16 protein-coding genes, 6 tRNA genes and 1 riboswitch are annotated in these 19,969 nt (G+C 49.2%); of the genes, 17 read left to right on the forward strand and 5 right to left on the reverse strand.

The features are described 5' to 3' along the window. Nucleotides 1-10: 10 nt before the first annotated feature. The 7 genes from GI364_RS11525 (at nucleotide 11) to GI364_RS11555 (ending at nucleotide 2,339) form a co-directional block, all read left to right on the forward strand. Nucleotides 11-85: transfer RNA gene (locus tag GI364_RS11525), tRNA-Ala, on the forward strand. A 5-nt stretch (nucleotides 86-90) separates the two neighbouring features. Continuing rightward, nucleotides 91-165: transfer RNA gene (locus tag GI364_RS11530), tRNA-Asn, on the forward strand. Between the two features lies 1 nt (nucleotide 166). Continuing rightward, nucleotides 167-242, forward strand: a tRNA-Thr gene (locus GI364_RS11535). Between the two features lie 25 nt (nucleotides 243-267). Next, nucleotides 268-342 (forward strand) — tRNA-Glu (locus GI364_RS11540). A gap of 73 nt (nucleotides 343-415) precedes the next feature. After that, nucleotides 416-491: transfer RNA gene (locus tag GI364_RS11545), tRNA-Val, on the forward strand. Nucleotides 492-496: 5 nt separating this feature from the next. After that, nucleotides 497-588 (forward strand) — tRNA-Ser (locus GI364_RS11550). Between the two features lie 215 nt (nucleotides 589-803). Next, entirely contained in the window at nucleotides 804-2,339 is a 1,536-nt protein-coding gene (locus GI364_RS11555) for a spore germination protein (protein WP_198853699.1), read from the forward strand. A 1,026-nt stretch (nucleotides 2,340-3,365) separates the two neighbouring features. On the opposite strand, the gene GI364_RS11560 is transcribed toward GI364_RS11555, so the two are convergent. Further along, nucleotides 3,366-4,031, reverse strand: a complete 666-nt coding sequence (locus tag GI364_RS11560; RefSeq protein WP_198853700.1) for a DNA-binding response regulator — start codon at nucleotides 4,029-4,031, stop codon at nucleotides 3,366-3,368. 389 nt (nucleotides 4,032-4,420) lie between these two features. Here GI364_RS11560 and GI364_RS11565 point away from each other — a divergent pair, with 389 nt between their 5' ends. From GI364_RS11565 to glnA, 8 genes are all read left to right on the forward strand, one after another. After that, on the forward strand, nucleotides 4,421-5,401 hold the full coding sequence (locus GI364_RS11565) for an AAA family ATPase (RefSeq protein WP_198853701.1): 981 nt from the start codon (nucleotides 4,421-4,423) through the stop codon (nucleotides 5,399-5,401). Continuing rightward, complete coding sequence (locus tag GI364_RS11570) at nucleotides 5,398-6,039, forward strand: GTPase domain-containing protein (protein ID WP_198853702.1); 642 nt, start codon at nucleotides 5,398-5,400, stop codon at nucleotides 6,037-6,039. Before GI364_RS11565 ends, GI364_RS11570 begins: the two co-directional genes overlap by 4 nt. After that, the gene (locus GI364_RS11575; RefSeq protein WP_198853703.1) at nucleotides 6,020-6,619 is read left to right on the forward strand and encodes a hypothetical protein; all 600 of its coding nucleotides are present in this window, start codon (nucleotides 6,020-6,022) and stop codon (nucleotides 6,617-6,619) included. Before GI364_RS11570 ends, GI364_RS11575 begins: the two co-directional genes overlap by 20 nt. After that, nucleotides 6,619-6,834 (forward strand): hypothetical protein, encoded by a 216-nt coding sequence (locus tag GI364_RS11580; protein WP_198853704.1) that lies wholly within the window; start codon nucleotides 6,619-6,621, stop codon nucleotides 6,832-6,834. The genes GI364_RS11575 and GI364_RS11580 overlap by 1 nt, the downstream gene beginning before the upstream one ends. Nucleotides 6,835-6,838: 4 nt before the next feature. Further along, nucleotides 6,839-8,161, forward strand: a complete 1,323-nt coding sequence (gene hflX, locus GI364_RS11585; protein WP_198853705.1) for a GTPase HflX — start codon at nucleotides 6,839-6,841, stop codon at nucleotides 8,159-8,161. Nucleotides 8,162-8,192: 31 nt separating this feature from the next. Beyond that, nucleotides 8,193-9,449, forward strand: coding sequence for a methionine gamma-lyase family protein (locus tag GI364_RS11590; protein WP_198853706.1), 1,257 nt, complete (start codon nucleotides 8,193-8,195; stop codon nucleotides 9,447-9,449). A gap of 83 nt (nucleotides 9,450-9,532) precedes the next feature. Next, complete coding sequence (locus GI364_RS11595) at nucleotides 9,533-9,922, forward strand: MerR family transcriptional regulator (protein WP_233096111.1); 390 nt, start codon at nucleotides 9,533-9,535, stop codon at nucleotides 9,920-9,922. A gap of 30 nt (nucleotides 9,923-9,952) precedes the next feature. Continuing rightward, complete coding sequence (glnA, locus tag GI364_RS11600) at nucleotides 9,953-11,284, forward strand: type I glutamate--ammonia ligase (RefSeq protein ID WP_198853708.1); 1,332 nt, start codon at nucleotides 9,953-9,955, stop codon at nucleotides 11,282-11,284. 158 nt (nucleotides 11,285-11,442) lie between these two features. Here glnA and GI364_RS11605 read toward each other — a convergent pair whose 3' ends face one another. The 4 genes from GI364_RS11605 to lexA all read right to left on the reverse strand — a co-directional run bounded on the left by GI364_RS11605 (nucleotide 11,443) and on the right by lexA (nucleotide 15,269). Further along, on the reverse strand, nucleotides 11,443-12,603 hold the full coding sequence (locus GI364_RS11605) for a glycosyltransferase family protein (RefSeq protein WP_198853709.1): 1,161 nt from the start codon (nucleotides 12,601-12,603) through the stop codon (nucleotides 11,443-11,445). Between the two features lie 135 nt (nucleotides 12,604-12,738). After that, nucleotides 12,739-13,926, reverse strand: coding sequence for an acyltransferase (locus GI364_RS11610; RefSeq protein ID WP_198853710.1), 1,188 nt, complete (start codon nucleotides 13,924-13,926; stop codon nucleotides 12,739-12,741). 474 nt (nucleotides 13,927-14,400) lie between these two features. Beyond that, complete coding sequence (locus GI364_RS11615) at nucleotides 14,401-14,547, reverse strand: hypothetical protein (protein ID WP_198853711.1); 147 nt, start codon at nucleotides 14,545-14,547, stop codon at nucleotides 14,401-14,403. 74 nt (nucleotides 14,548-14,621) lie between these two features. Then, nucleotides 14,622-15,269: a transcriptional repressor LexA gene (gene lexA / locus GI364_RS11620; RefSeq protein ID WP_370541845.1), complete on the reverse strand. Its 648-nt coding sequence runs from the start codon at nucleotides 15,267-15,269 to the stop codon at nucleotides 14,622-14,624. 202 nt (nucleotides 15,270-15,471) lie between these two features. Between lexA and GI364_RS11625 the strand changes: the two genes are divergently transcribed. Continuing rightward, the gene (locus GI364_RS11625) at nucleotides 15,472-15,924 is read left to right on the forward strand and encodes a LysM peptidoglycan-binding domain-containing protein (protein WP_198853713.1); all 453 of its coding nucleotides are present in this window, start codon (nucleotides 15,472-15,474) and stop codon (nucleotides 15,922-15,924) included. A gap of 320 nt (nucleotides 15,925-16,244) precedes the next feature. Next, nucleotides 16,245-16,349, forward strand: a riboswitch (SAM riboswitch). Between the two features lie 158 nt (nucleotides 16,350-16,507). Beyond that, on the forward strand, nucleotides 16,508-19,951 hold the full coding sequence (gene metH / locus GI364_RS11630) for a methionine synthase (RefSeq protein WP_198853714.1): 3,444 nt from the start codon (nucleotides 16,508-16,510) through the stop codon (nucleotides 19,949-19,951). Nucleotides 19,952-19,969 lie beyond the last annotated feature (18 nt).

Genomic DNA, 19,969 nt, shown 5'->3' on the forward strand with positions numbered 1-19,969 from the left:
ACGAGGCCTTGGGGGTATAGCTCAGTGGGAGAGCACCTGCCTTGCACGCAGGGGGCCGTCGGTTCGAATCCGACTACCTCCACCAAGTATTCCTCGATAGCTCAGCGGTAGAGCATCCGGCTGTTAACCGGAGGGTCGTAGGTTCGAATCCTACTCGGGGAGCCACGCTCCCATAGCTCAGCCGGCAGAGCGCATCCATGGTAAGGATGAGGTCATCGGTTCGAATCCGATTGGGAGCTCCATGGGTTATCAGAGGGAATTGCACCCGGCCCCATGGTCAAGCGGTTAAGACACCGCCCTTTCACGGCGGTAACGGGGGTTCGAGTCCCCCTGGGGTCACCACTAGCATCTACTAGTATTAGAAAAAGCAGTGCTTGCTGAAATCTAGGCATGTGCAAATTTGAGCCAGATATATGGGCGGTTAGCTCAGTTGGGAGAGCACCTGCCTTACAAGCAGGGGGTCAGCGGTTCGAGCCCGTTACCGCCCACCATATATGGAGTGATGGCCGAGTCGGTCGAAGGCGCTCGCCTGCTAAGCGAGTATACGGCTAAACCGTATCGAGGGTTCGAATCCCTCTCACTCCGCCATAGGATTGGGGAGCAGGCGTATGCCTGCTCTTTTTATGTATACAGACTTGGTACAGGCTGAATGGACATCGATTGATTATAGATGGAGTTGACTGACGGAGTTGACTGACGGGTCGTCCGAATGTTCGTCTTTCACGTAGAGAATATGCGAGAATGTTTTGGTCTATTGCCGGGTACAGTAAGGGGGCAGATCGAGAAAGGAGGAACCCGGCAACGTGGCAGAACCTGATAACGAGAACGAGCCGCTTCCACCGATTTCCGCCAGCCTTGAAGAGAATATCGAGTATTTGAACGGCGAACTTGGAATTGGTCAGGGCCCCGGGCATAGTTGGGACATCATGGCTAAATCCTTTTCCTTTTCAAATTTCAAAATGATGTCTTACGTGCTAAACGGATATTTTCTAACCATGAATATGGTTCTGATTTTAGACGACCTGGAAAAACGTATACGGATGTTTGTCGATCAGCACGAAAATGATTCCTACACACTGCAAGACCTCATGAACTATTTGAACACAAATGTAGCTTTCGTTCAGGTCCAACCAGTCACTAAAATGCAGGACGTGGTTAGGTTTATTCTATCTGGTCCAATGGTGACCTTTGTTGACGGATTTGACGCAGCGCTGTTGATTGACACTCGTATTTATCCTATGAGGAGCATACAGCAGCCTGAGATTGAACGGGTGATTCGAGGCCCAAGAGACGGTTTTGTTGAAACCATGCTGATGAACACTGCACTGATTCGTCGGCGTCTACGTGATCCCAGTTTGCGTGCAGAACTGATGCAGGTGGGTCAGCGCTCTAAGACAGATGTTACATTGATGTATTTGAATGACGTAGCCAATCCGGACATGGTAGACTCTGTCAGACGGCGTTTGAAAGGCATAAAAACGGATACGGTTGCGATGGCAGAGCAAGCCGTGACTGAACTGATTGGAAAAGTAAAATGGAATCCGTACCCTGTGGTACGCTACACCGAGCGGCCTGATGTGGCAGCAACCGCTCTGGTCGAGGGACATGTGGTAATCGTTGTCGATACCAGCCCAGAAGTAATTATCGCACCCATCACGTTTTTCCAGTTGCTGCAGCATCCGGAGGAGTATCACTTGTATCCAATGGTAGGAACGTATATGCGTTGGGTGCTGTTGGCCTCCGCGTTTTTGACAGTTGTTTTACCAGGCTTCTTTTTGGTTCTAAATTTTCATCCTGATTTGGTTCCGAAGGAATTGGCCTTCTTCAAGGCAAGCACGCACGACCCGTTACCGCTCTGGGTAGAGTTGATTGCGGCTGAAGTGGTATTGGACATTTTGCGGCTAGCGGTGATGAACACGCCGGTTACTTTGGCCTCTATGGTCAGTATTATGGCTGCCATCATATTCAGTCAATTCGTTAGCGAAATTCACCTGTTGCAGCCTGAAGTCTTAGTCTACATGGCGCTTGTTCTCATTGCACAGTTTTCACTTGCATCCTACAATTTAGCAACTGCCAATCAGATGTCCCGCATATTCGTATTGCTCATTACGGAAATCGGCTACGGAATTGGTATTAAGAGCTACGGATTTCCAATTGCGCTGCTCGTATGGTTCATTTTTCTAGTGACCCGGGACTCCTTTGGAACGCCATATTTATGGCCCCTTATGCCGTTTAAATGGAAAAACGGTATGGACAATGTCATATTGCGTAAACCTATATCACTGATTCAAGGACGTCCGGGCATTCTTCGACCAAAGATGCAAAAACGGCGTGGTTAAGTCTCGCATGGAGCGATGATATTGCCTTTTCTGTGCCGGACGGAATTGGGCTGGAACGGATTGATTGGAACGAACTTTGAAACGCATCCATTTGCGTTAATATGGTCCATTCGGCGGGGCTGTTCTTGTCACCAATGTTGCTGCGGCGCATTGGGGCGGGCACAGCCCCGTTTCATGCCTGAGATGTGGCAGAGATGTGGCAGAGATGTGGCAGAGATGTGGCAGAGATGTGGCAGAGATGTGGCAGAGATGTGGCTCGGCTCATATAGAGATCCGAGAAGTGCTTATTTGAGCTCTGAACCGGTATCTTGCTGTAATAAGCTCGCCAGAAACGCTTATTTCTGTGTATCAGGCCCTATTTCGGCTCCATAAGGCAAATAAGCTCCTGCCGCGAGCTTATTTGGAGCGGCTTCGCCACATGATCGCAAATAAGCCCCCCACGGATCGCTATGATGTCACTGCAAGTGGGCCAGGTAGAGCGTCGAGGGAGTTCAGCCCCCCACGGATCGCTATGATGCCACCGCGATTGGGCAGGGTAGAGCGTCGCGGGAGTTCAGCCCCCACGGATCGCTATGATGTCGCTGCAAGTGGGCAGGGTAGAGCGTCGAGGGAGTTCAGTCCCCCACGGATCGCTATGGTGTCGCTGCAAGTGGGCAGGGTAGAGCGTCGCGGGAGTTCACCCCCCCACGGATCGCTATGATGCCACCGCGATTGGGCAGGGTAGAGCGTCGCGGGAGTTCAGCCTCTGCGGATCGCTATGATGTCACTGCAAGTGGGCAGGGTAGAGCGTCGCGGGAGTTCAGCCTCCGCGGATCGCTATGATGCCACCGCGATTGGGCAGGGTAGAACGTCGCGGGAGTTCAGCCCCCGCGGATCGCTATGATGTCGCTGTAAGTGTAGGACTGTCCCAATCCCCAAATGCACGCATCATGGTCGTGACTGTCGGAGCTCTTTGTTCAAATTGCCTTTTCCTGACGGTGCATTTTGCGATCGCAGACACACAATCTTTTGCTGTGGGTGCTGCAATTAGAGTTTCACCTCATTCCGTGATGGGTGGAGTTTATACGAGCGAACACGAACCGATCCGCTAGCTGGCTCCAGCCAGTTCTTTTCAATCAGGTTATGTAGCAACCGGTGCGCGTAGGCTGATCCAATTCCTAAATCCTCGCAAATTTCTTTTGGTGAAACTGGTTTGATGTGGCGTGAAGCTAGGCGAACAATCTCGCGCTCAAGAGTGGTCAATCGACTCAGGGATGTCGTGTTACTCAACCAGCGGCCGAAGAACTGCTGCACAGTCTGTTGACACAGTCGGGGCTGTTCTTTGATTTGGTTGTAAGTAAACCGAATTACGTACCATCCGTCAATTACGAGGTAATTTTGGCGCAAGCAATGATCGTCAAATTTCCAAGCGGAGATATTCCTGAAATGAGGCCCGAACCCGTCTATTTCAATCGCAACTCGAAAATACGGCAAAATGTACGCGAAATCAATGTACCTAAAACCGTCCTTATAGTCGTAAATCTCGTACTCTGGATGGAGGTTCTCAAATTGTCGAAATACAGGCCACCAAACTTCCTTAAGAAATAAGTGTTCGGCGTGTCCGTGCCCATCATCTAACCTTCGAAGTCGTTCCCCTTTTCTCACTTTACGATGCGATTCTATAAACATGCGGTACGCTTCATCAAAGCCCATGGGACACCATACCCCTCCTTTGCGGTACTTGTTAGTTCCGGCTAAATGGTAGTGCAGAAAGTCCGATCCGTCGATGACGGAAGGTAGAGAAATATGAGCATCGGAATAAATCACACAAATTGGATATTCGGTGAAAGGCCGCAGACGGTGGTCTGACGGTGGTCTGACGGTGGTCTGACGGTGGTCTGACGGAAGGTAAACGGTGTGGTGAAAGGGAGCAGACGGTGCGGTGTGAGCCGGAACGGTTGTTCATATGAGAAGAGTTTTTGCGAAAAATGGGCTATCACCCATACACTTTGGAGCGCATAGGCTACTGTACGTGTTTTGCAAAGTATCGCTGCAGTGTGTTCGAAGTTGCAACATACCGAAACAAGTCGGGGTGATAAATTATGCAAAAACGGCCGGGGACGCCTGTGCCTCCTGAGCAATCCCACGAGATTATCAGTAAATACCGGGATGGACACATAGCCTTGGCAGAAGCGCTGCAAATGTTGTCTGGAAAAGAAGTGGCGGCAGAACCCAATCCGTCACATCAATTGAGTAAATCGAGGCTCTATTCTATTCTCCAAGAGTTGGAGGACCTCGTCGGACTTGAAGAGGTAAAAAAAACTGTTCGTGAGATATTTGCACTGGTTTATGTCAAGCAGGAGCGGGAACGCCATCATTTAAAATCGAGTCCCGTTGTCCTGCACATGGTCTTTAAAGGGAATCCCGGCACAGGGAAGACCACCGTTGCTCGTTTGCTGGGAAGGATGTTTCGCGAGTGCGGCTTACTTACAAAAGGCCATTTAGTCGAGGTGGAGCGGGCCGATCTCGTTGGAGAATACATCGGCCACACTGCCCAGAAGACCAAGGAAGCCGTCAACAGGGCCCTTGGCGGAGTCTTGTTCATAGACGAAGCCTACTCCTTGGCGCGCGGCGGCGACAAGGATTTTGGCCGAGAGTCTATCGACACACTGGTCAAGAGCATGGAAGACCACAGGGACGAATTCATCGCAATTATCGCAGGCTATGAACGGGAAATGGAAGGTTTCTTAAAGGCGAATCCAGGTCTTCCAAGTCGATTTCCAATCCACCTGACCTTCCCAAACTATTCAGTAGCCACACTGCTTAAAATTGCAAAACAGATGGCCTTGCGACACCAATACAACATGCAGTATGATGCCGAGCAAAAACTGCGTAAGCATTTGCAGGACCTGCATCAAACAAGTCAGCTTAAAAACTTCAGCAATGCGCGCTGGGTCAGGAACACCATCGAAAGAGCGATTCGAAAGCACGCGGTTCGCATCTTTGACGTTGAGCAGCCTAGCCGAACTGACCTGATGACTTTGACGGCAGCAGACTTTGTCTGGGAGGGGGATGTGTTGTGAGACGCAGCCTCGTAATTGGACGGACGAATGTGGGGAAGACGTTGTTTTGTATTCGGTTTGCCAAGTATCTTGGAGTACGTCAGCTTCAATGGTTTGTGGAAAGTGCAGATGGAAGAACGGAGCAGATGCGAATGTCCATGGATGAAGCGGAGCAGGTGTTGTCGGACAGGAGTCCTCACAAAACACGATGTCTGCAGTCCATCAGGGTGGAAGTTCCTCGAGGCAAAGTGAACCGGGAACTGCTTCTGACAGATACCACGGGATTATCAGACGGTGTCCATCCCGATAAAACCGTACGTGAAGCCATGGCACAGACGTTGGAGACGATGCTGTCAGCAGGTATTGTTCTCCATTTGGTAGATGCATCCGAAATTGGTGAACATCTTGACGAACGAAAACCAAGAATTTCTTCAGAACTACCTCACTCAGCTTGGGGAGCATTGGATGCACAAATTGCTGCATATGGCCAGCAAACACCTAATTACTTTATCTTGGCGAATAAGATTGATTTGCCGAAAGCGTCACAGGGTTATCGCGCGCTGGTTCACAAGTTCTCAAAGCAACGCGTTATTCCTGTGTCTGCAATGCAAGGAACCGGTTTCCGCGAGGTGAGACAGCATGTCTGGCGTCTGGCTTGAGTGGATTCGCCCATGTGTCGCCCTGTTTCTCATGGGGCTCACTGTAAAACTCATAGATGATGGCTTAGATCGCGATTATGACAAGGCTCGCGGGCATATCAGTATTGCTGTGAAACTTGGGAGGGGTCTGTCAGCATATACGGCGTTAACGGCCTTAGTGGCCGCATGGATGAATCTCTCCATTGCTCTGGCCGTCTTTTTTGGCAGTTACGCAGCGGGTATGTTTAAGGATTGGCGTGAGCCATTGCCAACACGGGTCCCTGCATGGGTTGAAATAGTGATTGTTGCAATACTGGCGGTTGTCATGCTCAATTGGCAGTTGGCAGTTTGGGGAATTGCGATGATGAGTACCATAGACTGGCTGGACGATGTGATGGACGCGGCTCGCGATGAAAAGACGGGCCAGTTTAATCTAGCCAACAAGTTTGGACTTATCGAGGCACTGATTCTCATCTTGATAGCCCTGAGTGTTGCCGTCTTTACAAATGTGAAGTTGACGGCTCTGACTTTGATTACCCTGCCATTCGTGGATTGGGTTGCACAGGCGTTGTCCTCTGTGGAAAGGGGAGGGAATAGATAGTGGTTATTCACACAGGTATTGCAGTCTTTGTTGTTTTTCTCGTTGGTTTGCTTTTCGGATATATGACGGGAAAGAAAAGTGGTATGAAAATCTCAAACCGTCGAGCGCGGGCTGCCGCGGCTCTGGAACTAAGACAAGAGTCCTTGCGAGACGGTGTCTGTCCTACTTGTGATAGAAGTGCGGAAGACATGGTACAATACGGCATAAAGGGGTGAACAGATGGGAGATCTGGAACGTTCTTTTCTCTGTGCCATACGGTGGCAAACAGAATCTGATTTGGACTTTCAGGAACGACTGGCTGAACTGGAAGGTTTGTGTTCTGCGGCCGGTGCTTCGGCTGAGAGAACGTTTAGCCAAGCGAGATCGGAGCCGCATCGTGCCCTTTACCTTGGAACGGGAAAGATACAAGAAATCGCCGAAGCAGCAGAGGCAGAACAGCCGGATTTAATTATTTTTGATGCTGAGTTGTCTCCTGCTCAAATCCGAAATTTGGAATCTCGCCTGCAAACGCGGGTCATAGACAGAACGCAACTAATTCTGGACATATTTGCTGCAAGAGCGCAGACGAAGGAAGGACGGTTGCAGGTAGAAATCGCGCAATTACAGTATTTACTTCCTAGGCTGACAGGGCGTGGAGTGCACATGTCCCGGCTTGGCGGCGGAATTGGCACCCGCGGGCCTGGAGAAACGCAGTTGGAAACAGACCGGCGGAGAATACGGGAACGAGTTGACAGTTTGCGCCAGCGGCTCGAATCTGTGCGCAAGACCAGGGAAACGAATCGACGCCGACGTATCAATTCAACACCCGTGGTGGCTCTTGTCGGCTACACAAATGCAGGGAAGACCACTCTGTTAAAGCGGTGGCTCCACGACCGAGGCGGTCGCCCGATGCATACAGGAAACCAGCGTCTGTTCGATACACTCGATCCGTTGGCGAGAAAGGTGAAAGCCGGCACCACTGGGGAAATGGTTGTGATGGATACGGTTGGGTTCGTCCAAAACCTCCCACACTTATTGGTGGAAGCCTTTCAGTCCACATTGGAAGAAGTAAACACTGCTGATGTGATAGTGCAGGTGGTGGATGGGAGTGGGCATGTACCGAGATCGCTTGACACAACGTACAGTGTTTTGGAGGAGATTCACGCTTTGGACAAGCCCGTCATTACGTTTTTTAACAAAGCGGACATTGCCGCCGTGTCTCCGGCACCTGATACAAAAGCCATAGCGTCCATTTATGGTTCTGCTAAAACTGGTGATGGCCTTGTGGAATTGTACAACCGAGTGGAGACCGCGACTGGACTTGACAAGGTTCAAGTGGAAGTTACCAGTCGCCTGCAATCCGAGAGCTTTTGGCATGAGGTCTTGTCTGTTGGCAGGGTGATTCATACCATACCCCTTGAAAACAACCAGGTTCGCTATACTGTCGAAACAGAACGCAGATTTAAGGATAGAATTTTGGAAGCCACACACCTCGCGGAAAACGATACGCACATTGCTGAAGATGATACACCTTCCGTTGAAGGGGATACATCTCTTCACTAAGACATTCACGAGTAGCCATAAGGAGTCGTTCATGAACAGATATGAAATAGAGGACTTGGTAGGAACAGCTGAAGCTGAGATAGAGCCCGCTTTAAAACGAATCAAAAAGACCACGCTGGACAATCAAAGAAAGGTGCTTGAAGCATTTTGGTCTGAGCGAGTTTCTCAAGCCGATTTTAACGGCACCACCGGATATGGTCTCGATGACGAAGGACGCGATAAGCTGGAGCGGATTTATGCGCTGGTGTTTCGGGCCCCAGCGGCTCTCGTGCGCCAACAAATTGTCTCTGGCACGCACGCAATTAGACTGGGGTTGTTTGGGACATTGCGTCCGGGCAATCACATTGTCTTTGCGTCAGGCGGGCCGTATGACACGCTGGAATCGGTCGTCGGAATTCGACCAACACCTGGAAGTCTGGCAGAATGGGGCATTACATATACGATTGTGCCGCTCACGGAATCGGGCAGCCTGGACGTGAAAGCCATCAAAAATGCGGTCAAGCCGGAGACAACTGTTGTGATGTTCCAAAGGTCACGAGGTTACAGCCAGCGTCCTGCACTCACCATTGATGAGCTTGAACAGGCTTTTAACAACCTGAGCGCCTATCGTCCAAACCTGCTCTTTTTCGTTGATAATTGTTATGGAGAATTTGTAGAAACGAGAGAACCGGTCGAAGTTGGCGCGCATCTTGTTATGGGGTCGCTGATTAAAAACCCGGGAGGAGGTTTGGCGAGTACAGGAGGATATGTCATTGGTGAAGCAGACCTTGTGGAAAAGGCGGCCGCTCAGTTGACAGCCCCTGGGGTCGGTGCTGAAATCGGTCCGTCCCAACACCTTTTGAGAGAGTTCTACCAAGGCTTGTATATGGCCCCGCATACTGTCGGTGAGGCTTTGTCGGGGTCGGTTCTGGCTGCCAACGTTTTGGCAAGGTGCGGATTTAAGTGCTCGCCGGTGTGGGATGAACCGAGATCGGACTTAATACTGTCGGTTGAGTTTGATAGTGCAGATAACCTCCTGTTGTTTTGTCGTGCAGTTCAGTCTGCGGCAGCGGTGGATTCCTTTGTTGTACCACAGCCTGCGCCGATGGCTGGATACGACGATGAAGTGGTTATGGCTGCCGGGACCTTCGTCCAAGGTGGGTCACTGGAGTTATCCGCAGATGCGCCATTACGCGCACCGTACTTCGGATACATCCAAGGAGGGCTGACATACGAGCACGTACGCATTGCGGTAGAAAACATTCTGAGTGAGATATTCTCCAGAAATGGTCCCGAAAACCCCTTTTAGATGTCAGAAAACCTAACATCACACGTTGTTAGTTTAAAGTCTGAATGTTAGGATCAAACCATCATGAAATGGAGGGGGAATTCGTGGACCTCAGTCAACGGAGACAATTGCCGCTGTTTTCGATAGGTATCGTACAGAAGTTGACAGGGTTGAGTGCACGCCAAATTCGCTACTATGAGCAGCACGAGTTGGTTCAACCGGCCCGTACAGAAGGCAACCAGAGGCTTTTTTCATTGAATGATGTGGAAAATCTGATGCTTGTGCGGAGTCTTTTGGACGATGGGTTAAACATGGCTGAAATTCGGAAGCGATTTGAGAGACATCAAAGGATTGGCCATGGCAACAATGAAAATGAACCAACCGATGCGGAAGTCTACGAGTGGATGAGGCAGGAAATGCTCGAGTCCCCCTCTCCGAACAACAACTCCTTGTTTCAGGGAGACTTGTTTCGGTTATATCGCAGAAACTTGTAAGGTCTGAGATTAATTTTAGGAGGCAAATACGTGGAGGAATTAAGCAAAGAACAGATTTTGCACCTGGCTGAAGAGAACGATGTACGGTATGTACGGCTGCAGTTTACCGACCTGCAGGGGGTTATCAAGAATGTCGAAATCCCTGTGGACCAACTTCCAAAGGCCTTGGAAAACAAAATTATGTTTGATGGTTCTTCAATTGAAGGATTTGTCCGGATTGAAGAATCCGATATGTATTTAGTGCCTGATAGAAGGACGTGGCTGGTGTTCCCTTGGGACTCCTCTCAAGGCAAAGTGGCACGACTCATCTGCGACGTGTATATGCCGGACGGAACCCCGTTTGCAGGCGACCCTCGCGGTGTTTTGAAGCGAGTCTTGCAGCAAGCCAAGGACATGGGATTTTCCACATTCAATGTTGGACCTGAACCGGAATTTTTCCTTTTTAAATTAGACGAGCATGGCAAGCCTACAGACGAAGTGAACGATGAGGGCGGATATTTTGATTTGGCTCCGCTTGATTTAGGTGAGAACTGCCGCCGTGAAATTGTTCTGACTTTGGAGGCCATGGGCTTCAACATTGAAGCGTCTCACCATGAAGTTGCCCCAGGTCAGCATGAGATTGATTTCCAGTATGCAGATGCGGTGGAAACTGCGGATAATATTTCCACGTTTAGAATCGTGGTGAAAACTATTGCACGTCAATATGGACTGCATGCAACCTTTATGCCGAAGCCGGTCTTTGGTATTAACGGTTCCGGAATGCACACACACATGTCTTTGTTTAAGGACGGCCAGAACGCTTTCTACGACGAGTCCGACGACTTTGGTTTCAGCCAAACGGGACGCCAGTTCCTTGCCGGCATTTTGGAACACGCACATGCCTTTACAGCGATTACGAACCCGACCGTAAACTCCTACAAGCGTCTTGTTCCAGGGTATGAAGCGCCTGTTTACATTGCTTGGTCCGGGAAGAATCGGTCGCCGCTAGTACGTATTCCGGCAGCGCGGGGAATGAGTACACGCATCGAGGTCCGGAGTCCAGACCCGTCAAGCAATCCGTATCTGGCAATTGCCGCAATGCTGGTTTCCGGTCTTGACGGCATCCGGAGGGAATTGCCCTTGGAAGATCCGGTTAACCGAAACATCTACCGCATGAGTGACGGCGAGAAAGCCAAAGTTGGTATCGACAGCCTGCCCGAGAATTTATCGCAAGCTGTGGCCAATCTGGAACAGGATTCGATTATTGGCGAAGCCCTTGGGGAACACGTATTGACGCATTTCGTTGAAGCAAAGAAAATTGAGTGGAATGCTTATCGGACGCAAGTTACACAGTGGGAGAAAGACCAGTATTTGCAGTTCTGATGTTTTGACCGATTTATGACAGAGGCATTTAGAGGGTATATGCGGTGTGCCGCATATACCCTCTTTCATTTCTTTATGTCTCTCGGCTAACGGAGATGGCAACCAGCCCAATTTGCGGTTGACAGACTTCTAGACTCGAGACGTTCCTGGTTCGACGCTTAGAGTATGCTAAAGCCGTCAGAAAACAAAGCAGTGAGCGTTATTTTGATAAGGAACATGACGATAAGCGCAGAGACAAAGGACCTTCGATGCTTAAGTTTTGCTGCAAGGACCATGTAGGCTGGGAATAGAACAACGACCAACCTCGCAAATGAGGTGAGGATGGATGGTGAAAACGGCGTTTTTCCAGTACCAGAAGAAATATCTAAGAGCAGTGTAATTGTATAAAATGCTTTTAGGCCCAAATCAAATCTCTTTTCTTTCCAGACCCACCAGCCCGATATTACCATGAGTAACGGAGACAGTCCGTTCACAATCGTCATTAGGTTATGAACCCAATCTGCTACTGAAACGGGATAAAACTTTAAGCCCGCAAAGCCAAGGAATAAATCAATGACCGGTATTAAAGGAATGCGGTGCCATGCTTGCTGCGCATATACGAATGCGATTGGATTGCCAAAGTGCACGAATAGAAACGACATGTATGACAGCAAACTCAACGGAATGAGACCGATGCTGAGCAGTTGCTTTCGGGTCCCAGAGGTCACTCGCCAGTGAATCAGGGCAGGAATAGTGAGCAATACACCGAGGTCATGGGTTCCTGCTGCGACAAAACCGCTGATCATAGCTATGTACCACTTGTCTTTTTGTAGAAAGTAAAAGAACGAAAGTAGAGAGAGTAATGTGATGGATTCGGTATAATCCACGTTAAAAAACAGTCCTGCAGGGATAACGGCAAGCAGCCATAATGCCCTCCATGCGACATCCTTCGAAAACCACTCTTTGGTTAGGCGATAAAACAGGACAGTCGAAACTGCATAGGCTGCATTAGCTAAAAGGGTCGCGCTGGTCGTGTACGAAATTTGTGTTATGGAATGAAATGCTCTGATGAGCAGAGGGTACATTGGAAAAAAAGCTGTTTGTACGAAATTTCCATAGCCTTGTTTGGCAATTTCCGTATAGTGTTGTCCGTCCCAAGCTGAAAAGCCGACACCGAATTGGGTTAAGGGCCCCTTTGGTAAAAGATGTGTGGATATGAGAATAATGACGGCAGTTATCGCAATCTGCATCAAGCTTATCATGAGCGGATAAGGCTTTATTAGGGTGGGCCAGGTGTTTGAAACCAGGCTGACTTCTCGAGGTGTCACTTGTGCTTTCATTCGATTCTGCCTCTCTTCTGTTAAAAATGTCAAAGCACACTCTACACCCGCTACTTCAAAGATAGCTGTAGGTCGCCGCGGACCGGAAGTATGTTTCCTCTCCATTGGCCACGGAGCATGAATCGCAGCACTGCCTCACTGGGAAACCTGTGCCGATACCGAAGGGCTGTTCTTCCGCTTGATGACTGCTTTGCGACCAACGCAGTACGAAATAACAGGGATTTTCCCCATCCAATGGGCAATAAACATTGCCGAGAAGTACACAAACAGAATGGACAATGGAATCGTAGCAAAATGGACCCATAACGGTACTTGCAAGTGCTGGATGATGACGTTCATGACGTAAAGACTAAACGGTTGCAGCAGAAATATGCCAAACGACGCGTCGGCTGCAATCTGTACAAACCGACTAAATGGCCGCCAATTCGCACGTTGTCTCCGCTCGGCCCACAATAATCCCGTATACCACATAAACAGCGTGATGATAATGCTGTAGACTACCATGTTTGGACGCAGCACACTTTGGGCTGTCTGAATAGACTGGTGCAGCACAAAGATATCAAAGAAATAGTTGCCGTAAATGCCGACGAGGCCGACAAACAGGGAAATATAGATGGTTCGAGTGTGATGTCGAGCAAACTCGAGGAGCTTTTGGTAGTGACATGCGGTAACGCCTCCCGCTACGAACCAAAACTGGTATGTAAGTACAAACTTGGCTCGATAGATATCAAGCTCTTTGAGAACGGGTGGCAGTGTATTCGCATTGATTCCGGTAATGACGTATTTGTTCAGATACATCAGTACCAATTGGGTGGCAAAACTTATGATAAGCACCTGTAGGTGCCAACGTTCCAGCTTTCTGAGTATCAGCAACAGTGCAGGAAAGACGACGTAAAGTTGCAGAGTGACCAGAACATAATATAAGAAGAACTGGTTGCCTGCAAGCAGAGAATGTATCCAATCACGGACGATGTAGGACAGCGACCAACTGAATGGGTGGGTATAGCTGCCTTCGAATAAGATATAGACTAGGTTCCAGACGACGTATGGAGTTGCGACGAACAGAAACCTCTTCTTCCAGAACTGCAGGGGATGAAACTCTCGATGATAGTAGGTTACAAACAGTACCAGACCGGTGATGAACATAAACGACTCTCGCGTAAAATGCAGAGAGGTAAGAAGTGCTGCCAGGGTCAGGTGGGGTACATACACCGACGAAGGCAGCATTCCAATGTATGCTACGATGGTATGAACAGAAAGTACCCCCAGCATGATGAAGGCGCGCATTAAGTCAATTTCGTATAAGTGTTTCTTCGCTCCCACATACAACCCTCCCCCTAGTGTTTCCGAATTGGTTGCACATTAGCAATATCCCATGACACAGTTTTGATAAAAACAAAATTAATGCTACTCCCTTTTTGAATAAGGGATATGGAGGTAATCTGTAGAAATCATGGAGAATTTGTGGAGGGAAGGACGGAAGCTTTGGAAGGAAAGAGAACGTCTTTCGCATATTTGTATCGTAGATGCTACTGTTGGATCCGTAACGATTGCCCTACACCGACACCTGTCTCAATTGTATTCGCTTTAGGTAGTGTTTTGTCCATTGGCGGCTCTTTTGTCGCTGGGTATATCGGTCGTGACAAGGCATATAGTCTCAGCGCAGTGATTGTGGTGTGGATGTACTGTCTTTCGGCCTTGCTGCGGGCAATCAGCTTGTCATCAATCTTAACCACTCGAACACTGAGTGTCGTTGCAATTGGTTTTCAGCGTACAAGCAGCGGCAGCAGTGCGGTATTATTCAACAACCAATTGTTGACGAGTTCCCAACTGTGGTACTTCCTCAAGCATTGCGAGAATTGCTAGCTGAAGTTGGGATGAGTGCGCGAAGAGCTCGTCATCGTGCAGTCCAATCGGCTGTAGGTTTGAACTATGTGTGTACACATTGGGACTCCTTTACACAGAGAAAACATGGAGTACCCAGTTTCAGATGACAGGGAATTGGTGTGTTAGAAATTCTAATCGAAACTTCGAAACACACCAATGACCAGTCCGAGGATCTTTACATTGCGGTACCTTAGTGGTTCCAATGCGCTGTTTTCCGGTTGAAGTCGAATGTGGTCGCGTTCTCTAAAAAACCGCTTAATCGTTGCTTCATCTTCCTCAGTCATTGCGACTACAATGTCTCCGTTCTGTGCAGTTTCCTGCTTGCGCACAATGACGAAGTCTCCGTTCAAAATACCCGCTTCAATCATACTGTCTCCCTGAACACGTAACAAAAACACCTCATAACCCTTAGCCATTTGCGCCGGCACGGGAAAGTAGTCTTCTATGTTTTCTACTGCAGTGATAGGTTGTCCAGCTGTCACTTTACCAATAACCGGAGCCATCACGGCATGCTCATGGGTCGGCAGGGATTCCGGCACGGAGACCGTATTTGAGACCGCACCTGTGAGTAGTTCGATTGTGCGAGGCTTAGTTGGATCACGGCGTAAATACCCCTTCGCCTCAAGGCGAGCTAGATGTCCATGAACTGTGGAACTCGATGCCAGTCCCACAGCCTCTCCAATCTCCCTTACGGATGGAGGATATCCATGTTGTCGGACACTCGTCTCAATGAATTCCAAAATCGCAGCTTGTCTCGCTGTTAAACGGCCCATAATCATCCTCCTGTCTCACTTAATTCCCTTCTAATCTAGCACAAAAGTCGCCAAGGATGCAAACGTATGTTCGGAACCTGTGTTCTCCTCTTTATCAACTTGCGGCCGTTTGACAGAACATATGTTCGTATGATATCTTTCGGTATAGAGAACGTGTGTTCGCATCTAACCAGAAGACACAGCTACTTCTATTAGGAGGATGATATATATGGCAGTAACCTGTGTTCCTTACAATGGTCAAACAAGTCATGGAACGTGGAAGAAAGGAAAAAAGGTGTTGGCAGTAAAGGTTTCAGGGTTAGGAAGGGTTCACGAGGAGTTTCACGCCGGCGGACGAGAATCAAAACGAACAGATGGAGTGAGAAGAAGTCTCAGAGTGGCGAGACAGCAGAAGGGTACATATAGCAGTTGGGTAAGACGGTCTGTTTTCTGGTTCGTGGGAGTTTTGGTGGTGCTTTACGCGTGGAACGGATTGGTATCTGCTCAGTCAACAACCACTTCATATAGGGTAAAGTCTGGTGATACTTTGTGGTCCGTGGCCAGTCAGAAAGTGCCACAGCGTGATCCGCGCGTGGTTATTGCACAAATTCTAAATCTAAATCATATTAATGGTACAGATTACATCTATCCAGGTGAAGTTCTGAAACTTCCCCGGCGCTGACAGCGCCTATACCGTAGTACACGGCAGGGAGAGAGACACGGAATGCACAGGGGTAAGGGAACTGAGGGTAGCGAAACTGAAGGTTACGAGACTGAGGTACTGGAACTGAAATGAAGTGACACCTACCAAGGGCGAGGCGAAGGCGCGGTCAAAGAAGGAGCAGGTCTGCGTTCGAATGATGCAAGAATTATCAAAATTCGACTAGGCACTAGCTTGATGTTGATGGTATAATGCACAAAAGTGTGCATGGTACCCGCTGCTTTCGATGTTTGGGCAAGAACTCTCCCACGAGATGATGGGCAGAAATTGAATAGTTTTGACTCTTATCGTGAGCGGCAGAGGGACTGGCCCGATGAAGCCCGGCAACCGGTGGATCGTACACAAGGTGCTAAATCCTGCGGGGAGACTTTCCCGAGAGATAAGGGCGTTTAGATTGAAGTAGACGCCCTGGGGCGTTTTTTTTATTGCATCTGTACTTCTCTGTAGTTGTTTTCAGTGAGTCCGGGCACATGGCTCGCTGACACATTAAGCTCGTTTGTAAGAAAGCAGAACCTGGCTTTTCCGAGAGAGAAAGGATTGCTACATGGACTCACGTTTGGCTGATTTGATGAAAGAGAGAATTCTGTTGTTTGACGGTGCAATGGGCACGCTGATTCAGTCATTTGACCTTTCTGCAGAGGACTTTGGCGGCGCACAGTACGAGGGATGTAACGAATACTTGTGCCTGACCCGTCCAGAACTGATTCAATCCATACATGAACAGTACTTAGACGCCGGCTCTGATGTAATTGAGACCAACAGTTTTGGATCGACGCCGTTGGTGCTTGCGGAATACGGTTTGGGGCACCGAGCTATGGAGCTTAGTCGTAAAGCGGCAGAACTGGCTGTTGCAGCAGCTGCCCGTTATTCAACCACTGAGTGGCCGCGTTTTGTGGCAGGTGCAATGGGGCCGACTACCAAGAGTTTGTCCGTGACTGGAGGTGCGACCTTTGATGAGCTTGCACAGGCTTATGCTGTGCAGGCACAGGGATTGATAGAGGGCGGAGTGGATCTGCTGGTACTCGAGACTTCCCAAGACTTACTGAATGTGAAGGCTGCAAGCGTCGGCATTCAAGCTGCTTTTGAACAGACGGACAAAGAAGTGCCTGTTGTCATTTCTGGAACGATTGAGCCCATGGGAACCACTCTGGCAGGGCAAACCATTGAAGCCTTCTACTTGTCTGTAGCTCACTTAAAACCTCTGGCAGTGGGTCTGAATTGTGCAACAGGCCCCGAATTCATGCGCGATCACGTTCGAGCCCTGTCCGATCTGGCTGAATGTGGAGTCAGCTGTTATCCCAATGCCGGCATGCCTGATGAGGAAGGAAATTATCACGAGACGCCAAACAGCTTTTCAGCAAAACTGGAAGACTTCGCGAATCACGGTTGGTTGAACTTTGTTGGTGGATGCTGTGGCACCACTCCTGAACACATTGAAAAACTGCGCAGGTCGATGACGGGCAAAAGAGCAAGGGTTCCTGTGAACTTCGGTAAAGCAGCCGTGTCAGGTCTGGAACCATTGGTGCTTGAGGAAGATAATCGTCCCGTGATTGTGGGCGAACGCACAAACGTGATTGGATCGAGAAAGTTTCGCAGACTGATTGCTGACGATGAGTTCGACACAGCCGCGGAGATTGCACGGGCACAGGTAAAGGCGGGTGCTCAAGTAATCGATATCTGTGTAGCAGACCCGGATAGAGACGAGTCCAGAGACATGGAGCGCTTTATGCAGCATGTCACAAAACGTGTGAAAGTGCCTCTGATGATTGATTCTACAGATGCCAGCGTTGCCGAATTGGCACTAAAGTACGCACAGGGCAAGAGTATTCTCAATTCCACCAATTTAGAGGACGGTGAGGCCCGCTTTTTCCGTTTTGCTCGATTGGCGATGCAGTATGGAACCGCTCTTGTGGTGGGAACCATTGATGAAACTGGAATGGCCGTGACGTGCGAGCGAAAAGTGGAGGTTGCAGAGCGCTCCGTTCGACTTCTCCGGCAACTGGGATTTGCAGAAGAAGACATCATCTTCGATCCCCTTACATTTCCGGTTGGAACGGGCGACGCAAACTACCTTGGAGCCGCTGAAGAAACCGTTGCAGCAATCGCTGAGATTAAAAAACGATTTCCCAAATGCAGTACCATTCTCGGCGTAAGCAACGTGTCTTTTGGCCTTCCACCCGCTGGAAGAGAAGTGTTGAATGCTGTTTTCCTCTATCACGCGACGAAAGCGGGCTTAGATTATGCGATTGTAAATTCTGAGAAATTACAACGGTTTGCTTCTATTTCGGAAGACGAACGTGCGCTGTCACAACGCATCTTATTTGAGACAAGTGATGAAATTGTCCAGGAGTTTACGGGTTTTTATCGCGAGAAAAAAACTGAGCGTGTCACGCCGGTGAATTCATTGCCTGTCGAAGAACGCCTGTCGCGATACGTTGTGGACGGCAGCAAAGAAGGTTTGTTGGAAGACCTAACCGAGATGCTTCATCGGCTTAAGCCGCTTGAAATCATTAATGGACCGCTGATGACCGGGATGAATGAGGTTGGGAGGCTGTTCAATGATAATGAATTGATTGTCGCAGAAGTGCTGCAAAGTGCCGAGGTGATGAAGGCCGCAGTTGCGTTCTTGGAACCTAAGATGGAACACTCGGAGACATCCAATAAGGGAACGGTGTTGCTGGCCACCGTAAAAGGGGATGTCCACGACATCGGAAAGAATCTGGTGGACATTATTTTGTCCAACAACGGCTTTCAGGTACAGAACCTGGGCATCAAGGTGGCACCGGAGCAACTGATTGAAGCAATTCGGACGTATCGGCCGAATTTGGTTGGTTTGTCCGGCCTGCTCGTAAAGTCTGCCCAGCAAATGGTGGTTACTGCAGAAGAACTCTCTCACGCAGATATTGATATTCCTGTACTGGTCGGCGGTGCAGCTCTGACAAAGAAATTTACTTTAAATAAAATTGCACCGAAATACCATGACCAAGTCTTTTATGCAAAGGATGCAATGGATGGATTGGCTATCGCAAACCAAGTGATCCGCGAGGATGGGCGGAAAGCACTGGTGGAGAAAAATCGCCAGCAAAAACAGGAGTGGGACTCCGCCTCTGACAAGAAAAGTGTGGCCGAACCCATAGTGCCAGGGGCGCAGAGAATATCGGATATTGACAGAAATGCACCTGTTTTTACGCCTCCCGATGTAGAGAGACACATTCTTCGGGATTATCCAGTCAGTGAACTGCGACCCTATCTCAATTTGCAAATGTTGCTAGGAAAACACCTCGGTGTAAGGGGTAATGTAGAAAAGCTGTTGGCATCTGGTGATGACAAGGCGACAGAGCTACTGGACTTGGTCAATCGTCTCATTGATGATTTCAGTAAAAGCAGTCTCCGGGCACATGCTGTTTATCGTTTCTTCCCGGCACAGTCTGAAGGAGACAGACTGCTGATATACCATCCGGAAGACTCGGATACCGTGTTGCAGACGTTTGAATTCATCCGTCAAGCTAAACCTCCGTATCTTTGTCTGTCAGATTTTGTTCGTCCAAAGTCATCTGGCGTCATGGACTACGTTGCAATGATGGCTGTTACAGTCGGCACTGGAATCCGCTTTGAGGCGAACGCACTGAAGGATGCAGGGAAGTATTTGGAATCCCATACGCTTCAGGCGACTGCGCTGGAGCTCGCGGAGGCTTTTGCTGAGCGATTGCACCGCGTGCTCCGCGACAGGTGGGGGTTTCCCGATGCTTCAGACATGACCATGCGTGAGAGATTCATTGCCAAATATCAGGGGATTCGTGTCTCCTTTGGCTATCCTGCTTGTCCTGACCTGGCAGACCAAAGCAAACTGTTCCAATTGCTTCGACCTGAAGAGATTGGGGTCGAGCTGACAGACGGATATATGATGGATCCCGAAGCCAGTGTGTCAGCTTTAGTGTTTTCACATCCTGAAGCCAGATACTTTAACGTGGATTCGAGTGATGAGTAAGGTTAAGGTGAGAGGAGA

It is taken from the genome of Alicyclobacillus sp. SO9 (assembly GCF_016406125.1).
Lineage (GTDB): Bacteria > Bacillota > Bacilli > Alicyclobacillales > Alicyclobacillaceae > SO9.

Bases quoted from the DNA above. Each gene is read 5' to 3' on its own strand.
- GI364_RS11560 (WP_198853700.1), bottom strand. From the start codon at position 4,031: ATGGGCTTTGATGAAGCGTACCGCATGTTTATAGAATCGCATCGTAAA.
- GI364_RS11565 (WP_198853701.1), top strand. From the start codon at position 4,421: ATGCAAAAACGGCCGGGGACGCCTGTGCCTCCTGAGCAATCCCACGAG.
- GI364_RS11575 (WP_198853703.1), top strand. From the start codon at position 6,020: ATGTCTGGCGTCTGGCTTGAGTGGATTCGCCCATGTGTCGCCCTGTTT.
- hflX (WP_198853705.1), top strand. From the start codon at position 6,839: ATGGGAGATCTGGAACGTTCTTTTCTCTGTGCCATACGGTGGCAAACA.
- GI364_RS11590 (WP_198853706.1), top strand. From the start codon at position 8,193: ATGAACAGATATGAAATAGAGGACTTGGTAGGAACAGCTGAAGCTGAG.
- GI364_RS11605 (WP_198853709.1), bottom strand. From the start codon at position 12,603: ATGAAAGCACAAGTGACACCTCGAGAAGTCAGCCTGGTTTCAAACACC.
- lexA (WP_370541845.1), bottom strand. From the start codon at position 15,269: ATGATTATGGGCCGTTTAACAGCGAGACAAGCTGCGATTTTGGAATTC.
- GI364_RS11625 (WP_198853713.1), top strand. From the start codon at position 15,472: ATGGCAGTAACCTGTGTTCCTTACAATGGTCAAACAAGTCATGGAACG.
- metH (WP_198853714.1), top strand. From the start codon at position 16,508: ATGGACTCACGTTTGGCTGATTTGATGAAAGAGAGAATTCTGTTGTTT.